The following is an 18244-nucleotide window of genomic DNA, read 5'->3' on the forward strand; positions in this document are numbered from 1 at the left end:
TTAAAGCGGCAACGCCATGTAGAACTGCGTGCCCTGCCCCGGCCGCGAATACACGCCCATGCGGCCGCCGTGCAATTGCACGATCTCCTTGCACAGCGCCAGCCCCAGGCCGGCGCCGCCTTTCTTGCGACCCACTTGGACGAAGGGTTCGAAAATACGCCCTTGTTGGCCATAGGCGATACCTTCGCCGTTGTCCTCGACACTGACGATCACCCGCTCACCATGACGGCGCGCCTGCAGGTGGATCTGCCCGCCGTCGGCGGTGTGACGCAGGGCGTTGCCGAGCAGGTTGTCGAGCACGCGTTCCAACTGCGCCTGGTCGGCATACAGTCGTGGCAGGTCGGATTGGACCTCTACCAGCAGCTCGATGCGCTGCGCATGGGCGGGCTCAACAAAGCGCGCACGCGCATGTTCAAGCAAATCGGTCACGTCGCACGGCCCCAAGGTGAGTTTCTGCAGGCCGTTCTGGTAGCGCGAGAAGTTGAGCAGGTCGTTGATCAACTGCATCAGGCGCTGCATTTCTTCATTGACCGTATCCAGCAGGTCCGCTTCGCGGGACTCGGCCGGGAACTTCGCACGTTCGCGGAACAGGCCGAACGCCATGTGCATGCCCGTCACCGGTGTGCGCAGTTCATGGGAGGCACGCAGGACGAATTCGCTGCGTACCCGTTCGAAGGCACGCTGTTCGGTTACATCGTGCAGCACCATCACCGCGCCGAGAATATGCCCCTCGGTATGGCTGACAGGCGTGAGGCTGTAGGTCAACAGGCGCAACTCGCCCTCGACTTCCACTTCCAGATCGTCCGGCGCCCGTTCCAGGTTGCCGCCGCGCAGCACCAGTTGCAGCTGTTCATCCAATTCAGGGCGCATCAGCGCTTCGCCAAGGCCTTGGCCGAGGCGTTCCTCGTCCCAGCCCAACTGGCGCTGTGCCACGGGGTTGAGATGCTCCAGGCGGCCTTGGCGGTCGATCATCAGCAGGCCATCGTCGATGCTGTCGAGCACGGCTTGCAGGCGCTGCTGGCCGGCCAGCAGTTCGTCGACATTGGTCGCCTGATGCTGGCGCACCGCCTCGGCCATGAGGCCGAAGCGGCGGGTCAACAGGTTCATTTCCGCTGCCGAGGAGATCGGCAGCGTCACCTCGAAATCACCCTGGCCGATCTTGTCCGCCGCGTTGGCCAGTGCCTCGATCGGCCCGCCAAAGCGCCGGGCGATGCCATGAGCGGTGACAAAGCCGATGATCAGCACCGCAAGCCCCACCAGCCCGAGCAGGCCGGCGATCAACAAGGCGCGCTCGCGGGACTTGTGCTCGCTGGCGCTGATGTTTTCCAGGGCCTGCTTATGCTCGGCAATCAGCCCGTTGCGCAGCACATTGAAGGTCTCGGTGAGTTTTTCCTTGCTGGCGGGGGGCGGTGACGCTTGTTGGGATTGGTCGAATGCATCGAGCAGGTCCTGGTATTGGGCCCGCGCCTGGCTGAAACCGTTGCCATGGCTATCGCGCCGTTCATGGGCGATACCTTGGTCGAGCAAGTCGAAGTACCGTTTTTTGGAGGCTTGCAGCGCCGCGGGGTCGGGGCGTTGCTCGAGCATCATGATCAACTGGTCGCCCAGGCTCTGGCGCAGCTTGAGGCCCAGATCCAGGGTGACGAAGTTACTGCGAATCAACGACTCCTGGGTCTTGGCCATCTGCATGACGCTGACCAGCCCGAGGATCAATCCCAGCAGGGCGACGGTGATCAGCGCTGAGATGCTCAGGAATAGCCGAGTGCGCAGTTTCATCGCTAACTTCATAGGGTACAGCTCACAGGTTGTACTGTTTGCGTTTGCGGTACAGGGTCGACGCGTCGATGCCGAGGGTGCGCGCAGCCTGGTCCAGGGTGTCGCTGGTGGCCAGCACTGCACCGATATGGGCTTTCTCCAGCTCATCCAGGCTCAGTGCCGCGCCAATACGCGGGGCATTGTTGGTCGGTTGCTCGGCCATGCCCAGATGGCTGATTTCGACCTTCTCCTGAGGGCAAATGATGCTCGCACGCTCCACCACGTTACGCAGCTCACGGATATTGCCCGGCCAGCGATAGTTGAGCAGCGCCTCACGGGCTTGATCGCTGAAGCCCCGCGCCGGGCGTGCGTATTCCTTGACGAAGCGCGCCAGGAAGCGGTCGGCCAGGGTCAGGATGTCTTCACTGCGTTCACGCAGCGGCGGCAGATGCAGGGTGATGACGTTGAGGCGGTACAGCAAGTCCTCACGGAAGCGCCCGTCGCGCACCATGTCTTCCAGGTTCAGGTTGGTGGCCGCGAGGATGCGCACATCGGCGCGCCGGGTGACAGGGTCGCCCACGCGCTCGTATTCCTTGTCCTGGATAAAACGCAGTAACTTGGGTTGCAACGTGAGGGGAAAGTCGCCGATTTCGTCGAGAAACAGCGTGCCGCCGTCCGCCTGGTTGACTCGGCCCAAGGTGCTCTCGCTGGCGCCGGTAAAGGCGCCGCGGCTATGGCCGAACAGTTCGCTTTCCATCAGCTCGGCCGTCAGCGACGGGCAGTTGATGGTCACGCAGGATTTCTTCGCACGCTTGCTCCAGCCGTGAATGGCGCGGGCCAGTTCACCTTTACCGGTACCGGATTCGCCGAGGATCAGGATGTTGGCATCGGTGCCGGCCACCTGGCGTGCGGTTTCCAGCACCACCATCATCGACGGGCTGTGGGAGTCGAGGCCGTCCTTGGGTTGGCGCACGGCACCTTCCAATGCCTCCAGGCGCGCGGAGAGTTGGCGCACTTCCAACTGCTTGGCGGTGGCCAGGCGCAATTGATCGGGGCTGCAAGGTTTGACCAGGTAATCGGCGGCACCGGCCTGGATCGCGTCCACGGCGGTATCGACGGCGGAGTGGGCGGTGACGATCACCACCCGCATCCACGGCGCCTGGATACGCATCTGGGCCAGCACGTCCAGGCCGTTGTCTTCGCCCAGGCGCAGGTCGAGGAAGCACAGGTCGAACACCTGGCGTTGCATCAAGGCGTCCGCCTGGGCCGCGCTGTTGGCGGTGGCGACGGTATAGCCTTCATCTTCCAGGCAATAACGGAAGGTGCGGAGGATCGCGGATTCGTCATCCACTAAAAGAATGCGGCCTTGAAGTTCCTTGGCTGATTCCATCTGTCCCGCGCTCCTTAACTATGAATGATGGTGTTTAGTCCCGGAATAATCGGGCAAGTTGCATGGTTTATTCTGATTGATAAAAGGCATTGCCGTGCAGGTATCTGCATCTCTTCCTACAAAGCCCCGTCTACTGGCGTTTTCATGTCGTCTTGCCACTTCGGCAACCCATCCGTCGCTTTCGATCCTTTGATCCGACCGCTGACCATCGTGCATTTCGCACGGCCCGCAGGGGGCGATCGTGCAGGATGCTGCGTAGGTGCCCAGCGTTTAATTCATAACATGCTGATTTTATTGGTTTTTATTTTGTAAAAAAGCTGGCATGCGCTCTGCAATACCTCTCCCAACGAATAATCAAAATGCGGGAGAACATCAGCATGACTCGCCAAACCCTCAGCCAATTGCGTGTATCGCCACTGCGCTTGCAGCAAGGCATGTTTGCCAGCTTGGCTGTGATGGTCACGCTGATTGCGGGCCAGCAGATGCAGCATTGGCAGCAGAGTCAGCAGCAGACCCCGCAGTTCGAACGTCCGGCGATGACCCAGACCCATTTCAGTTCCATTGGCAGCCGTACCGTCGGTAGCGCGCCTGCTGATGCGACCGCCCCGCAATTGAGAGTGGCTGACCAGGATTCCGCCCTGGGTGAGCTGCCTACCCAAGAACGTTGGGTGTTTTAGGCAAGACATACGGTCGCTTGTGTTGAGCGCCCGTACGGCACTACCGCAGTTACCTCTATAGAAGCGTAAGGAGAATCACCATGTTGAGTTGGGCAATCACATTTCTGATCATCGCCATTGTGGCTGCAGTCCTGGGCTTCGGTGGTATCGCGGGCACCGCCACGGGTATCGCCAAGATTCTGTTTGTGGTCTTCCTGGTGATGTTCATTGCGTCGTTCTTCTTTGGTCGTCGCGGCCGAGGCTGAATATGACCTCCCTGTCCTTTAAAGCCATGGCTGCCGCCCTGATTCTGGGTGGCAGCGGCCTGGCAATGGCTGCCAATGATGGCCAATCCCGGGCCAACCAGTTGCTCAGTGCGGACCCTCAGTACCGCGAGACCTGGCAAGGTGTGGTGAAGAAAGAAGAACGCCTGCCGGAATGGGTGATGAACCTGTCGGGTACGGCCGAGCAAATGAATGCCGTTGAAGAGGATGGTGACAAGTACCTGGTCGGGCCACTCTGCGAAACCGCAGACACGTGCCTGAACAAGCGCCTGATCGTCGCCTTCAGCCTCGACAAAGAAGATGCCTACGCCATGCTGGTCGAAGTCCCGGCTGGCCTGCCGGCGGACAAGTCCCCCACACGGCACGCCGATTACCGCTTTATCGGTAAGCCGGATGAAGGCATGCAGAAACTGCTCATGGAGCAGCTGAAGAAAGATCCGAATTGGTACTAGGTTCTGTCTGACGCGTTTGTCGTCTGCGGGGCCGGCGTCCATAGAAAGAAGCCTGCTCGCTTCTTTCTGTCTGCACCGCTCGCCAAGGGCGGTGCATGACCAAGGGGCCGGGTTGCTCTGATCAAATGGGATCGGCGTGACCTACGGGTACAGGGAGTGCCTGCGCAAGGGCCGGGTCAGGTGAAAAGCTGCGACGCAGGTTCACAAGTCCATGACTTGCTGAACTTGCGGCGGGCTTGTGACTCTCATCCTCGGCTTCTATGCCGCCCGTAGTCGCAAATTTTTGTTTTGCCTGTTCCCAACCATTACTTGGTATGTCGGGACGACCATCTATCGAGAAAGTTTTGTCGTGGCTATAGGACATTTCTGACGCGCTACCGCCGAATCCCCAGGTATTTCCGCCAATGCACCAAACACGTGCAGAATCTCTGCGCGAGCCTGAATTGGCCGGTTCACGGCATATTCACCTGACAAAATGTCGCATTTGAACTGACCGTTCGGACAGTTATTATGAAAAAAAGTCATGCCGATTCGGCATAGGGTAGGCGTTTACGGCATTAGACGTAGTCCCCTTGCATCGGAATAGTTGCGCCTTTTTTCGCCTGCCAGTAAGCCATTTCGGCCACGCTGCGGTGACCTTTCATGGAGGCAGATGCACACACTTTTTCGCTTTCGAGCGGTCCAGCTGGCGCATTTGCCTTAAGTTCACTTGAAGTAAGGGTAATGACATGAAGAAGGCAAAGCTAAGCCTCGCCTGGCAGATCCTCATCGGTTTGGTGCTGGGGATTGCAATCGGTGCAGTGCTTAACCATTTCAGTGCTGAAAAGGCCTGGTGGATCAGCAACGTACTGCAGCCAGCGGGCGATATCTTTATCCGCCTGATCAAGATGATCGTGATCCCGATTGTGATTTCCTCGCTGATCGTCGGTATTGCCGGTGTCGGTGACGCGAAAAAGCTCGGTCGCATCGGCGTCAAAACCATCCTTTACTTCGAAATCGTCACCACCATCGCCATCGTGGTCGGCCTGTTGTTGGCCAACCTGTTCCACCCTGGCGCAGGCATCGACATGAGCACCCTGGGTACGGTGGATATCTCCAAGTACCAGGCGACCGCCGCCGAGGTGCAGCATGAGCATGCGTTCATCCAGACCATCCTCAACCTGATCCCGTCGAACATCTTCGCCGCTGTTGCCCGTGGCGAGATGCTGCCGATCATCTTCTTCTCGGTGCTGTTTGGCTTGGGCTTGTCGAGCCTCAAGCCTGAGCTGCGCGAGCCGCTGGTGACCATGTTCCAGGGCGTGTCCGAGAGCATGTTCAAGGTCACCCACATGATCATGAAGTACGCCCCGATCGGCGTATTCGCACTGATCGCGGTGACCGTGGCCAACTTCGGCTTCGCCTCCCTGCTGCCGCTGGCCAAGCTGGTGATCCTGGTTTATGTCGCCATCTTGTTCTTCGCTTTTGCAGTATTGGGCCTGATCGCTCGCCTGTTTGGCTTCTCGATCCTCAAGCTGATCCGTATCTTCAAGGATGAGCTGGTGCTGGCCTACTCCACCGCCAGTTCCGAAACCGTGCTGCCGCGTGTGATCGAGAAGATGGAAGCCTACGGCGCGCCGAAGGCGATCTGCAGCTTTGTGGTGCCGACTGGCTACTCGTTCAACCTCGACGGTTCGACCCTGTACCAGAGCATCGCGGCGATCTTTATCGCCCAGCTGTATGGCATCGACCTGTCGATCGGCCAGCAATTGATGCTGGTGCTGACCTTGATGGTCACCTCCAAAGGCATCGCCGGTGTGCCGGGCGTGTCCTTCGTGGTACTGCTGGCGACCTTGGGCAGTGTGGGTATCCCGCTGGAAGGCCTGGCGTTCATCGCCGGTGTGGACCGCATCATGGACATGGCGCGTACCGCCCTCAACGTGATCGGCAATGCCCTGGCGGTATTGGTCATCTCCCGTTGGGAAGGCATGTACGACGACGCCAAGGGCGAGCGCTACTGGAATTCCCTGCCGCACTGGCGCACCAAGCAAGCCCTGCCGACCGCCCAAGCCACTCGCGGCTGATCGCAGCACAGCTTGAACACAAACCCCGGTAAATCCGGGGTTTGTCGTTTCTGCCAGCCCCGCTATCATTCGCCCCATCTTTCGGGGGATTCAACTGATGCTCAATGGCCTGTGGCTTGGCTTCTTTGTCGTGGCAATGGTGTCAGCACTGGCGCAATGGCTGGTGGGCGGCAATGCCGGGATTTTTGCGGCAATGGTCGAAAGCATTTTCGCCATGGCCAAGTTGTCAGTGGAGGTCATGGTGCTGTTGTTCGGTACCCTGACCTTATGGCTGGGCTTTTTGCGCATCGCTGAAAAAGCCGGGATTGTCGATTGGCTGGCCAAGGCCCTGGGCCCGCTGTTTCGTCGCCTGATGCCGGAAGTGCCGGCCGGCCACCCCGCCATCGGTTTGATCACCCTCAACTTCGCCGCCAACGGCCTGGGCCTGGACAATGCCGCCACGCCCATCGGCCTCAAGGCCATGAAGGCGTTGCAGGAACTCAACCCCATCCCCAATACCGCCAGTAACGCGCAGATCCTGTTCCTGGTGCTCAACGCCTCGTCGCTGACGCTGCTGCCGGTGACCATCTTCATGTACCGCGCCCAGCAAGGCGCCGCCGACCCGACGCTGGTGTTCCTGCCGATCCTGCTGGCCACCAGTGCGTCGACCCTGGTGGGCCTGCTCTCGGTGGCGGTGATGCAGCGCTTGCGGTTGTGGGATCCGGTGGTGCTGGCGTACCTGATCCCGGGTGCGCTGGTACTGGGCGGCTTTATGGCGTTGCTGGCAACGCTCTCTGCCACAGCGCTGGCCGGCCTGTCGTCGATCCTCGGCAACCTCACGTTATTCGGCCTGATCATGCTGTTCCTGGTGATCGGCGCGTTGCGCAAGGTGAAGGTGTACGAGGCGTTTGTCGAAGGGGCCAAAGAAGGCTTCGACGTGGCCAAGAACCTGCTGCCTTACTTGGTCGCGATGCTCTGTGCCGTTGGCGTGTTGCGCGCCTCCGGCGCCTTGGAGTTTGGCCTGGAAGGCATTCGCCATGTGGTGGCCTGGACCGGCATGGACACGCGCTTCGTCGATGCGTTGCCGACCGCGATGGTCAAGCCGTTCTCCGGCAGTGCCGCGCGGGCGATGCTGATCGAGACCATGCAGACACAAGGTGTGGACAGCTTCCCCGCCTTGGTGGCGGCGACGATCCAGGGCAGCACGGAAACCACCTTTTATGTGTTGGCGGTGTACTTCGGTTCGGTGGGCATCCAGCGGGCGCGGCATGCGGTGGGGTGTGCGTTGCTGGCGGAGTTTGCCGGAGTAGTGGCGGCGATTTCGGTGTGCTACTGGTTCTTTGGTTAAGGCTTAGAGGGCTATCGGGGGCTTGCCCCGATGAGGCCCTCAGCGTTTCACCGCACCGTTGCCCTGTTGAACCACCCACTCCACCACCTGCCTGTTCAACTGATCCCCCGCCGACCCAAACGCGGCCACCACCGCCGGCACCTGGGTATCGCTCACCGGCTGGCGCACTTCAAACCGGCGGCTGGCAATAATCCGTTGATCCCGCCCACGTACCAGCCGCGCATCCAGGCGAATTACCACTTCCACGGCCGTGCCGTGGTATTCGCTCTGGAATGCCTGCAATTGCCCGCCCAACTCGTAATCGGCCTGCAGGTTGGTGTCGTCGGTACTCAACAGCGTCACCCGCCCATCGCGTTGGAAACCGTCCAGCAGGCGATTGCGCAACAGTACCGGCGCCGGATCGCTCCAGCGTGAATTCGCATAGCTGCTGATCAGGTCGCCATTGGGCACCACGGCAATGCGCGGGCTGTCGAGGAACTCGCTGGTTTGCGGCTTGGTCAAGCGCAGCGACCAGCCCAGCGACGTACCTTGTGTGACGGGCTGGCTGGCGGCCAGGCGGTACACGTTTGAAGGGTCGGCCTTAGGCAGGATCGAGCACGCGCTGACCAGCGCCAAGGCGACCGGGGCGATCATTTGATAAGCACGCTTCATGGCGTGAACTCCTTGTTCTTGTCGCTGCCCAGCAGGTAGCCGCTGGGGTTGGCTTCCAGGCGCCGGGAGATGGCACGAAGCGAACCGAGGGTCTCGCGCAGCTCGCGCACGGCCGGCGCCAGTTCGTTGAGGCCCTGCATGCCACTGTTCACCGAGTCCTTGTTGTCGCTCAGCAAGGTGTTGATGGTGGCGGTACTTTGCTCCAGGGATTTCATCGCCTGCTCGGCACTGCCGAAGGCCTGTTTACCTTGATCGTTGAGCAGGCCGTTGGCGTTACGCATCAGCACCGTGGTTTGCTCCAGGGCAGCGCTGGCCTGTTTGCTCACTTGCATCAGTTGCTGCATCACTACCTTGATATCACCGCGCTGGTCGGCAATCGCCCCGGTGGTCTGCTGCAGGTTGTCCAGGGTTTTACTGATGCGGTCGACGTTTTCTGCCGAGAACATGCCGTTGGCGTTGTGCAACAGCAGGTTGATGCTGGTCATCAGGTCGTTGCTGTTGTTCAACAGACGGGCAATGGGCGACGGCGAGGCAATGATCTGCGGCAAGTTGCCGTCCTTGCCCTTGAGCACCGCGCTCTGGGGCGTACCGCCGCTGAGCTGGATGATCGAGGTGCCGGTGATGCCGGTCAGCGCCAGTTTGGCCTGGGTGTCTTCCTTGATGGGCGTCTGCCCGGCCAGGCGGATGCGCGCGAGTACACGGCGCGGGTCCTTGGGGTCCAGGCTCAGGCTGATCACGTCGCCCACCTTGATCCCGCTGTACTGCACCGAACTGCCCTGGGACAGGCCGCTGACCGCCTCGTTGAAGATCACTTCGTAATCCTGGAAGGCGCTGTCGACGCTGGATTTGGCCAGCCACAGGCCAAACAGCATCGCGCCGACCACCACGATCACGCTGAACAGACCGATCATCACATGATGGGCTCGGGTTTCCATGTCATACCTCGTTGAGCGGTTGAGCGGCATCCAATGCCGCGCGGCCCCGGGGGCCGTGGAAATATTCGTGAATCCAGGCGTCGTCGGTTTGCGAGACGACATCGATGGCGTCCGCCACCAGCACTTTTTTCTGCGCCAGCACCGCCACGCGGTCGGTGATGGTGTACAGCGTGTCCAGGTCATGGGTGACCAAAAACACGCTCAGGCCCAGCGCGTCGCGCAGGGTCAGGATCAGTTGGTCGAATTGCGCCGCGCCAATCGGGTCGAGGCCGGCAGTGGGTTCGTCGAGGAACAGGATATCCGGGTCCAACGCCAGGGCACGGGCCAGTGCTGCGCGCTTGATCATGCCGCCGGACAGCGACGCGGGGTACTTGTCGGCCGCCGACAGCGGCAACCCGGACAGGGCCAGTTTGACCGCCGCCAGGTGCTCGGCATCACGGCGGCTGAGGCCGGCGTGTTCGATCAGCGGCAGTGCGACGTTTTCGGTCACGGTCAGCGAGGAAAACAGCGCGCCCTTCTGGAACAGCACGCCGAAGCGCCGCTCCACCAGCGAGCGTTCGTGTTCCGGCAGGGTCGGCAGGTTTTTGCCGAACACCCGCACCTCGCCTTCGCTGGGCCGACGCAGGCCGACGATACTGCGCAGCAGCACCGACTTGCCGCTGCCGGAGCCGCCCACGACCGCGAGGATTTCACCCTTGTACAAATCCAGGTCGAGGTTTTCGTGCACGCTCTGGCTGCCAAAGCGATTGCACAGGCCACGCACCTCAATCACCGCCTCAGCGGGCGCACGGTGTAAGCGACTCACCAGCCCATCTCCATAAAGAACAGCGCGGCGACCGCATCCAGCACGATCACCACAAAGATCGACTGCACCACGCTGGAAGTGGTGTGGGCGCCGACCGATTCGGCACTGCCGCTGACCTTGAAACCTTCCAGACAGCCGATGGCGGCGATCAGGAAGGCGAAGATCGGCGCTTTCACCATGCCCACCAAAAAGTGTTGCACGCCAATGTCCGATTGCAGCAGCGAGAGAAACATCGCCGGCGAAATATCCAAGGCCACGGCGCACACCACGCCGCCGCCGACAATCCCCGAAAGCATCGCCAAAAACGTCAGCATCGGCAGCGCCACCAGCAGCGCCAGCACGCGGGGCAACACCAGCAGCTCCATCGGGTCCAGGCCCAGGGTGCGGATCGCGTCGATTTCTTCATTGGCCTTCATCGAGCCGATCTGTGCGGTGAACGCACTGGCGGTGCGGCCGGCGATCAGGATCGCGGTGAGCAACACGCCGAATTCCCGCAGGAATGAGAACGCCACCAGGTCCACGGTGAAAATCGTCGCGCCGAAGCTTTTGAGCACGGTGGCGCCGAGGAAGGCCACTACCGCGCCGACCAGAAATGTCAGCAGGGCCACTATGGGCGCCGCGTCGAGGCCGACCTGTTCCAGGTGCGCAACCATCGGCGTGATGCGCCAGCGTTTGGGGCGCAAGATGCCACGGGCGAAGGTTTCGAGGATCAGGCCGATAAAGCCCAGCAATTGCTTGCTGTCCTGCCACACCGTATCCACCGCGCGGCCGATGCGCGCAAGCACCTGGATGCCAGTGGCCTCTTCCGGGGCTTTTTCCGGTACGCAGAAGTCGTTGAGTGAGCGGTAGACGGTTTTTAGCAGTGCGCGGTCGGCTGCGGACAGGCTGCAATCGGTCTGCTCGGCGGATTGCTCGATACGGGTGGGCCCCAGCAATTCCACCAGCAGCGAGGCGCCGGCTGTATCCAGGGCGCCGAGGCCGTTCAGGTCAATGCGGGCGCCGGCGTCGTATTGGCCGTCGAGCTTGTCCGACAGCTTTTTCAGGCTTGCGTAGTGGGCAAGCGTCCAGTCCCCGGTAATCCTGAGTAACGCAGGGGTGGTGGACGTATCGAGTTGGGCTGCGCCGGCTGTGGTGCTACTGGTCATAAGCTCCGAGCTTGTATTGGCTATCCACAATTGCTACGTAATAGCACGATACAGCCTACTGTGGGTTGTCCGTTTGTGCTGCGTCAGTCACTTTAAAGCGCAGCACGCCGATCACCTGGCCGTCTTCGGTCAACACCCGCACTTGCCAGCGGCCCACCGCATCGGCCGGGAAGTTCTGCTTGTGGGTCCAGGCGCGATAGCCTTCCTTGCGCCCGCCGTGGATATCCAGGGCGATGCGGTCGACCTCTTTGCCGTTGAATTTCCACACATGGTAGATCCGCTCATTCAGCCCGCGTGGCGCGTTGATCGCGGTATAGGCGTACAGCCCGCTGCTGCGCAGTTGGGCGGCGCTGACTTCCTTGAGGTCATCGCCCGGCGTGCGGTCTTGCAGCTGCGTGCTGATGGCCACTTCGGTCATCCACAGCGTGGCTGGCGGTACCCAACTGCGCAGGAACCAACCCGCGCAGCCAATGGCGGCCGTTACGCCCAGCAGCATCGCCCAGCCCTTGAGGCTGCGCAGCGGCATGCTCACCGCCAGGCTTGGGATCGACAACGCCATAGCCACGCCGAGGGCGAGTTTGTAGCTCTCGGCGGTGGTCAGGTGCAGGATGATCGGCAGCGCGGTCAGCAGCGCGGCGAACAGCGTCAGGGTGTGCAGCGCCAGGAACAGCGAGCGCTTGGGCGCCAGCCATTTGTAATACAGCGGGTCGATGATCGACACCAGCGCCGCCGCGCCGAGCAGGCCGGTGAACACCGATTGGCCGCTGTTCCAGGCGGTGGTGATGAAAAAGAACGGCAGCACGAAGAACAGACTTTCCTGGTGGATCATCTGGGTCGCGTAACGCAGCAGCGGTTCGGGGATTTCCCGCTTGAACACTTTGGTAAACAGCTGGGTGAAGCTGTTCTCCAGCATCAACCACAGCCAACTCACCAGCATGATCACTGCGATCCAACTGGCCATGCCCTGCTGGCGGTCGACCAGGATGAAGCTGCACACCCCTGAGATAAAGCCGCCGAGTGCAATCACCCCTGGGTAGCGCTTCATCAGTTCGAGGATGCGGGTGATTAAACGGGTCACGTTTTGCATTCGGCGGTTCGCAGTCTTTGTAGGAAAAAATCCGAGACAGAATAACGCCTTAGCCCGGTGTGCGGTGCCCGATTACGTGATCCGTTTGCGATAAACCCGCATGCCGATCAACACAATGGCGATCAGGCCGAGCACCCCGGCGCCGATCCAGTTCAGCATGTCGTAGCTCAGCAGCGGTTTTTCGATACGCCAGTAGCCTGGCTGCTTGAGCACCTCGCGCATGGCCTGGTTGGCCTGGGTCAGGGTGACGGCCTTGATGCGTTTGACCGGGTCGCTGAGGTGGCCTTTGTCGTAGTCGGCCGCGGCTGCCCAATAGTAGTCGGCCAGGGCGCTGTTGCCCTGCACGGCCCAGGCTTGCCGCGCGATGGCGGCCTGTTGCAGGCGGGCGAAGGTGGCTGGGTCGAGGCCGTCCTTGAGCAATTGCGCGGTAAGGTCATGCAGCACCTGTTCGGCTTCGGCGAGGTTTTCCCGCTCAAGGTCGGCATTCAGGCTGAGGAAACCAACGCCGCCGAGCACTTCCCGTTCGCTCCAGGGGCCGTAGGACAAACCGTGTTTGAGGCGCAGTTGGCGGTACAGCGCCCAGTCGAGGTAGTCCTTGAGCAGGTCGTAGGTTTCATCGTATTGGTCATCCAGCACCGGTTCGGGGAACAGCCAGTGCAGCTTGGCGCTGTTGCCGACCCAACCGTGGATCAGCTCACGTTGATGGAGGGCGGTGTGCTGGATGTCCGGCAGGGGCCTGTGCTCGGAGGGGTCGACCGGGTCGAGTGCGCCATAGGTGCGTTCCAGGTAGGCCGGCAGCAGTTTGTCGAGGTCGCCGACGACGATCAGGGTCATGTTGTTGGGCGCGTACCAATTCTTGCGCAGTGTTTGCAATTGGTCACGGCTCAGGTGATCGACCTCGGCGCGTTCGGCGCATTTGAGGCCCAACTCGACGGCCAGTTGATTGCTGGCGGTGTGGCCCAGGTCCTGACGGTCCAACAGGCGTTGCAGGTGCGAATAGTGGCCGCCGTCTTCGCGCTCGACGACTTTTTTGGCTGCGTCGATATTGGCGTCGGTCAGTTCGGTGCGGGTGATGATTGCCAGCAGAAGGTCCAGCACTTTGCGCTGGTTGTGCGCCGGCGCCTCGATCACGAAGGTGGTGTCGGCGTTGCTGGTGTAGGCGTTCCACTCGCCGCCCAGGGCTTGCATGCGCTCTTCGAGGTCGCCTTCGCCGCCGCCGTCGATACCACTGAACAGCAAGTGTTCGAGCAAGTGCGGCAGTTCCTTGTCCTCGCAACCGAAGTCATCCAGGCCTACGCCGACCACCAGGCGGATCGCCACGTGCCCGCGTTCGGTGCCCGGCTTGAGCAGCAATTGCAGGCCGTTGGGCAAGGTGTAGCCCTCGACTTGCAGGCGGTCAAAGGCAAAGGCGTGGGCAGCACCCATGAGCAGGCAGGCGAATAACAGGCGACGCATAACTGGCTTCCTGGCGAGTGAGGTCAGCTTTAACTGACTTCACGGGCCATCGTACGTTCAGGGCGAATGCGTGATGTCGACAATATCTTCGGCCGAGAGCGCGCCGGTGTCGGAGGTTTCCAACACGACATACGCACTGCTGCAAAACAACGAATTGAGGCGTTTCATGTCAGCAATCAGCTCCAGGTGCAGGGAACTGGTCTCCAGGCTCTGTACGACTTTGCGTTGCAGCCGGCTCACATGAGCGTGTGCCAGGCGGCGTTCCTGGGCGCGAAAGCGGCGCTTCTCGCGCAGCAATTGGCGGGCACTTTCCGGGTCGGCGCTGAGGAAGACCGACAGCCCGAGGCGCAGGTTGGCAATCAACTGACCGTGGAGCCCGGTGAGTTCTTCCAGGCCGACTTCAGAAAACTGGCGGCGCTGGGAGGTTTTCTGCTGCTGGACTTTGCGCAGCATGCGCTCGATCAGGTCGCCGGCGAGCTTGAGGTTGATCGACAACTCGATGATCTCGGCCCAGCGGCGGCTGTCCTGCTCACTGAGGTCTTCGCGGGGCATTTGCGCCAGGTAGAGTTTGATTGCGCTGTAGAGCGCTTCGACGTCGTCGCTGAGGCTGCGCATTTCCTGGGTGATGGCAGTTTGCTTGCCGCGCAGCACTTCCTGCATCGCCATCAGCATGTTGTCGATCAGGTCGCCCAGGCGCAGGGTCTCGCGAGCGGCGTTGGCCAGGGCCAGGCTGGGGGTGGTGAGCGCCGTGGGGTCCAGATGGCGTGGTTTGGCCTTGCCATTGAGCTCTTCACGCTCGGGCAGCAACCACGCGCACAGACGGGCCATCGGGCCGATGGTGGGCAGCAGGATCAGGCAGCGGCTGACGTTGTAGAGCAGGTGGAAGGTGATGACCATGCCTTGGGTGCTGTAGTCCAAACCATCCATCCAGCGTACGAGCGGGTCGAGTACCGGGATGATCAGCAGCAGGCCGATCAGTTTGTACAACAGGCTGCCCAGGGCCACCTGGCGCCCGGCGGCGTTTTGCATGTTGGTGCTGAGGAAGGCCAGCACGCCGCTGCCGATGTTGGCGCCGATCACCAGGCCGATAGCCACGTGCAAGCCGATCACGCCGGCACCGGCCAGCGTTGCGGTCAGTAGGACGGCAGCCAGGCTGGAGTAGGAAATCATCGCGAACAAGGCGCCGACCAGGGCATCGAGCAAGATGTCGCCGGTCAGCGAGGCGAAGATGACCTTGACGCCCTGGGCGTGGGTAATCGGCCCGGCGGCTTCGACGATCAGTTGCAGTGCAAGGATGATCAGCCCGAGGCCGATGCCCACCCGCCCCAACTGCCCCGCCCGCGTCTGTTTGCGCGACAGAAAGAAAATAACGCCGAGAAAGATCAGCAGCGGCGACAGCCAGGACAAATCAAAGGTCAGCACGCGGGCCATCAGTGCGGTGCCGACGTCGGCGCCGAGCATGGTCGCCAGGGCGGGCATCAGGCCCATCAGGCCCTGGCCGACAAACGAGGTCACCAGCATGGCCGTGGCGTTGCTGCTCTGCACCATTGCCGTGACCAGGATGCCCGCAACAAACGCCAGCCAGCGTTTGGACATGTTATGCCCAATGACCTGACGCAAATTGGAACCGTAGACCCGCAGGATCCCGGTACGGACGATGTGCGTGCCCCAGATAAGCAGGGTCACGGCGGAAAGCAGATTGAGCAAGGTCAGCATGCTCGGCCCCCCGTGTAGGTGCGCTCCAACAGGAGCGAAGGAAAGTTACCGCGTGCCGCTCTACGTCTTGTACTTAAGCTGTAGTTGGCGAATGGGCTCCGCGCCAGCATCGCATAGCTAAAGTGGGGATTGAAACAAAACTGTCATGAAGTCAGCTGTGTGCGGATGAAAAAAACGGGACGCAAGCGCCCCGTTTTTTCGACTGGCTCGGGTTATTGACCCGGGATGTCCTTGCGCAATTTCACCGGATCCTGCTGTTTCCTCTTTTTCGCGATAGCGGTGCGCATCTTGATGTTCACCGCTTCCACCGCCAGCGAGAACGCCATTGCGAAGTAGACGTAGCCTTTTGGCACATGCACGTCGAAGGATTCGGCGATCAGCACGGTACCCACCACCAACAGGAACGACAGCGCCAGCATTTTCAGCGACGGATGCTTGTCGATGAACTCGCTGATGGTGCCAGCAGCCAGCATCATCACCAGTACGGCCACCACGATCGCGGCCACCATGACCGGCACATGAGAGACCATGCCGACAGCAGTGATCACCGAGTCCAGGGAGAACACGATGTCGATGATCGCGATCTGGATGATGGTGTAGATGAACTTGCCACCGGCGCCTTTCGGCTCGTCTTGGGTTTCGTCTTCACCTTCCAGGGCGTGGTACATCTCTTGGGAGCTTTTCCACAGCAGGAACAGGCCACCGAAGAACAGGATCAGGTCGCGACCGGAAATGCCTTGGCCAAACACCACGAACAGGTCGGCGGTGAGTTGCATGACCCAGGTGATCGACAACAGCAACAGGATGCGCGTGACCATCGCCAGCGCCAGGCCGAAGATCCGGGTGCGCGCCTGCATATGCTTGGGCATGCGGCTGACCAGGATCGAAATCATGATGATGTTATCGATGCCCAGGACGATCTCAAGAGCCGTCAGGGTGAAGAAGGCAATCCAGATTTCCGGATTGGTCAGCCATTCCATGTGTATTCCTTTGAGCGTGTGTTAGACCGCGCCGGCGTAGGGCCGGCGCAGTTGGGTTGTACGATTATAGAGTGCTGAACAGCGGAAAAATCCCCATCAGCAATGCGGCGAACATTATGCACAGACACACCAGCACTGCCCACTTCAGGGTGAAGCGCTGGTGATCGCCGAATTCGATACCGGCCAGGGCTACCAGCAGGTAAGTCGACGGTACCAGCGGGCTGAGCAAGTGCACGGGTTGGCCAACGATGGAGGCGCGGGCCATTTCCACTGCGCTGATGCCGTAGTGGCTGGCGGCTTCGGCCAGCACCGGCAGCACGCCGTAGTAGAACGCGTCGTTGGACATGAAGAAGGTGAACGGCATGCTCACCAGCGCGGTGATCACCGCCAGGTACGGGCCCATCGCTTCAGGAATGACCGCCAGCAGGCTCTTGGACATGGCGTCGACCATGCCGGTGCCGGACAGGATCCCGGTGAAGATACCGGCGGCGAAGATCAGCCCCACCACCGCCAGTACGCTGCCAGCATGGGCGGCGACGCGGTCTTTCTGCTGTTGCAGGCACGGGTAGTTGACGATCATTGCGATACTGAACGCCACCATGAACAGCACCGGCAGCGGCAACAGGCCGGCGATCAGGGTGCACATCAGGGCCAGGGTCAGGGCGCCGTTGAACCAGATCAGCTTCGGACGGCGGGCGTCCGGGAATTGCGACACGCTGATTTCGCTGTGGTCGATCTCGTCGCCTTGCAGGTGCAGTTCACCCAGGCGTGCACGTTCACGTTTGCCGTACATGTAGGCAATCACCAGGATCGCCACCACACCGGCGGCCATCGCCGGGATCATCGGTACGAAAATGTCCGAAGGGTCCACGTGCAGCGCACTGGCGGCGCGGGCGGTGGGGCCACCCCAAGGGGTCATGTTCATCACGCCACCGGCGAGGATGATCAGGCCGGCCATGATCCGCGGGCTCATGCCGATGCGCTGGTACAGCGGCAGCATGGCGGCCACGCAGATCATGTAGGTGGTGGCGCCGTCACCGTCGAGGGACACCACCAGCGCCAGCACGGCGGTACCGACCGACACCTTCAGCGGGTCGCCCTTGACCATCTTGAGGATCTTGCGCACGGCCGGGTCGAACAGGCCGGAGTCGATCATCAAGGCAAAGTAGAGGATGGCGAACATCAGCATCACGCCGGTCGGCGCAAGCTTGGTGATGCCTTCGAGCATCATCGGGCCGATCTTCGGCGCAAAACCGCCGAACAGCGCGAACAGGATTGGCACGATGATCAGGGCGATCAGCGCGGACAGGCGCTTGGTCATGATCAGGAACATGAACGTGATGACCATGGCAAAGCCAAGGAAAGTCAGCATAGGAATACTCCAGGCGTAGCGCGGCTAGGGAATGGCGAACCGAGTGGGGTCAGCGCAGAACGAAAGGCACGAGGCGTACGGGGGGAGTTGGGGCGAACAGGCGGGTACGGGCGGACATCGGGAATCACCATTGTTGTTGTAAACAGCCGGTCTTTTGCCGGCAGTGGGGGCGAT

16 protein-coding genes are annotated in these 18244 nt (G+C 61.2%); 5 read left to right on the forward strand and 11 right to left on the reverse strand.

Annotated elements, in window-relative coordinates; all coding sequences use genetic code 11:
• Positions 1-1788: a KinB sensor domain-containing domain gene (locus PspS35_RS00430; RefSeq protein WP_159932302.1), complete on the reverse strand. Its 1788-nt coding sequence runs from the start codon at positions 1786-1788 to the stop codon at positions 1-3.
• A gap of 10 nt (positions 1789-1798) precedes the next feature.
• Complete coding sequence (gene algB / locus PspS35_RS00435; RefSeq protein ID WP_017528756.1) at positions 1799-3145, reverse strand: sigma-54-dependent response regulator transcription factor AlgB; 1347 nt, start codon at positions 3143-3145, stop codon at positions 1799-1801.
• Between the two features lie 377 nt (positions 3146-3522).
• Between algB and PspS35_RS00440 the strand changes: the two genes are divergently transcribed.
• From PspS35_RS00440 to PspS35_RS00460, 5 genes are all read left to right on the forward strand, one after another.
• Positions 3523-3822, forward strand: coding sequence for a hypothetical protein (locus PspS35_RS00440; protein ID WP_159932303.1), 300 nt, complete (start codon positions 3523-3525; stop codon positions 3820-3822).
• Between the two features lie 80 nt (positions 3823-3902).
• Positions 3903-4067, forward strand: a complete 165-nt coding sequence (locus PspS35_RS00445; protein WP_003170804.1) for a DUF1328 domain-containing protein — start codon at positions 3903-3905, stop codon at positions 4065-4067.
• Between the two features lie 2 nt (positions 4068-4069).
• Positions 4070-4537: an inhibitor of vertebrate lysozyme family protein gene (locus PspS35_RS00450; protein ID WP_159932304.1), complete on the forward strand. Its 468-nt coding sequence runs from the start codon at positions 4070-4072 to the stop codon at positions 4535-4537.
• A 728-nt stretch (positions 4538-5265) separates the two neighbouring features.
• The gene (gene gltP, locus PspS35_RS00455) at positions 5266-6597 is read left to right on the forward strand and encodes a glutamate/aspartate:proton symporter GltP (RefSeq protein WP_159932305.1); all 1332 of its coding nucleotides are present in this window, start codon (positions 5266-5268) and stop codon (positions 6595-6597) included.
• Between the two features lie 97 nt (positions 6598-6694).
• Positions 6695-7924, forward strand: a complete 1230-nt coding sequence (locus PspS35_RS00460) for a spore maturation protein (protein WP_159932306.1) — start codon at positions 6695-6697, stop codon at positions 7922-7924.
• 39 nt (positions 7925-7963) lie between these two features.
• On the opposite strand, the gene lptE is transcribed toward PspS35_RS00460, so the two are convergent.
• From lptE to PspS35_RS00505, 9 genes are all read right to left on the reverse strand, one after another.
• The gene (gene lptE, locus PspS35_RS00465) at positions 7964-8575 is read right to left on the reverse strand and encodes an LPS assembly lipoprotein LptE (protein WP_159932307.1); all 612 of its coding nucleotides are present in this window, start codon (positions 8573-8575) and stop codon (positions 7964-7966) included.
• On the reverse strand, positions 8572-9510 hold the full coding sequence (locus PspS35_RS00470; protein ID WP_159932308.1) for an MlaD family protein: 939 nt from the start codon (positions 9508-9510) through the stop codon (positions 8572-8574). Before PspS35_RS00470 ends, lptE begins: the two co-directional genes overlap by 4 nt.
• A gap of 1 nt (position 9511) precedes the next feature.
• Positions 9512-10315 (reverse strand): ATP-binding cassette domain-containing protein, encoded by an 804-nt coding sequence (locus PspS35_RS00475; protein ID WP_159932309.1) that lies wholly within the window; start codon positions 10313-10315, stop codon positions 9512-9514.
• Entirely contained in the window at positions 10312-11460 is a 1149-nt protein-coding gene (locus PspS35_RS00480; protein ID WP_159932310.1) for an ABC transporter permease, read from the reverse strand. The genes PspS35_RS00475 and PspS35_RS00480 overlap by 4 nt, the downstream gene beginning before the upstream one ends.
• A gap of 55 nt (positions 11461-11515) precedes the next feature.
• A complete protein-coding gene (locus tag PspS35_RS00485; RefSeq protein WP_159932311.1) occupies positions 11516-12547 on the reverse strand; it encodes a DUF5924 family protein in 1032 nt (343 codons plus the stop codon).
• Positions 12548-12619: 72 nt separating this feature from the next.
• On the reverse strand, positions 12620-14002 hold the full coding sequence (locus PspS35_RS00490; protein WP_159932312.1) for a pitrilysin family protein: 1383 nt from the start codon (positions 14000-14002) through the stop codon (positions 12620-12622).
• Between the two features lie 57 nt (positions 14003-14059).
• Entirely contained in the window at positions 14060-15718 is a 1659-nt protein-coding gene (locus PspS35_RS00495; RefSeq protein WP_159932313.1) for a Na/Pi cotransporter family protein, read from the reverse strand.
• A gap of 212 nt (positions 15719-15930) precedes the next feature.
• The gene (locus PspS35_RS00500) at positions 15931-16698 is read right to left on the reverse strand and encodes a TerC family protein (RefSeq protein ID WP_159932314.1); all 768 of its coding nucleotides are present in this window, start codon (positions 16696-16698) and stop codon (positions 15931-15933) included.
• Between the two features lie 64 nt (positions 16699-16762).
• Positions 16763-18070, reverse strand: a complete 1308-nt coding sequence (locus PspS35_RS00505) for a CitMHS family transporter (RefSeq protein WP_159932315.1) — start codon at positions 18068-18070, stop codon at positions 16763-16765.
• Positions 18071-18244 lie beyond the last annotated feature (174 nt).

It is taken from the genome of Pseudomonas sp. S35, assembly GCF_009866765.1.
In the GTDB taxonomy this organism is placed as follows: Bacteria; Pseudomonadota; Gammaproteobacteria; order Pseudomonadales; family Pseudomonadaceae; genus Aquipseudomonas.

Bases quoted from the DNA above. Each gene is read 5' to 3' on its own strand.
- PspS35_RS00430 (WP_159932302.1), bottom strand. From the start codon at position 1,788: ATGAAGTTAGCGATGAAACTGCGCACTCGGCTATTCCTGAGCATCTCA.
- algB (WP_017528756.1), bottom strand. From the start codon at position 3,145: ATGGAATCAGCCAAGGAACTTCAAGGCCGCATTCTTTTAGTGGATGAC.
- PspS35_RS00440 (WP_159932303.1), top strand. From the start codon at position 3,523: ATGACTCGCCAAACCCTCAGCCAATTGCGTGTATCGCCACTGCGCTTG.
- PspS35_RS00445 (WP_003170804.1), top strand. From the start codon at position 3,903: ATGTTGAGTTGGGCAATCACATTTCTGATCATCGCCATTGTGGCTGCA.
- PspS35_RS00450 (WP_159932304.1), top strand. From the start codon at position 4,070: ATGACCTCCCTGTCCTTTAAAGCCATGGCTGCCGCCCTGATTCTGGGT.
- gltP (WP_159932305.1), top strand. From the start codon at position 5,266: ATGAAGAAGGCAAAGCTAAGCCTCGCCTGGCAGATCCTCATCGGTTTG.
- PspS35_RS00460 (WP_159932306.1), top strand. From the start codon at position 6,695: ATGCTCAATGGCCTGTGGCTTGGCTTCTTTGTCGTGGCAATGGTGTCA.
- lptE (WP_159932307.1), bottom strand. From the start codon at position 8,575: ATGAAGCGTGCTTATCAAATGATCGCCCCGGTCGCCTTGGCGCTGGTC.
- PspS35_RS00470 (WP_159932308.1), bottom strand. From the start codon at position 9,510: ATGGAAACCCGAGCCCATCATGTGATGATCGGTCTGTTCAGCGTGATC.
- PspS35_RS00480 (WP_159932310.1), bottom strand. From the start codon at position 11,460: ATGACCAGTAGCACCACAGCCGGCGCAGCCCAACTCGATACGTCCACC.
- PspS35_RS00485 (WP_159932311.1), bottom strand. From the start codon at position 12,547: ATGCAAAACGTGACCCGTTTAATCACCCGCATCCTCGAACTGATGAAG.
- PspS35_RS00490 (WP_159932312.1), bottom strand. From the start codon at position 14,002: ATGCGTCGCCTGTTATTCGCCTGCCTGCTCATGGGTGCTGCCCACGCC.
- PspS35_RS00495 (WP_159932313.1), bottom strand. From the start codon at position 15,718: ATGCTGACCTTGCTCAATCTGCTTTCCGCCGTGACCCTGCTTATCTGG.
- PspS35_RS00500 (WP_159932314.1), bottom strand. From the start codon at position 16,698: ATGGAATGGCTGACCAATCCGGAAATCTGGATTGCCTTCTTCACCCTG.
- PspS35_RS00505 (WP_159932315.1), bottom strand. From the start codon at position 18,070: ATGCTGACTTTCCTTGGCTTTGCCATGGTCATCACGTTCATGTTCCTG.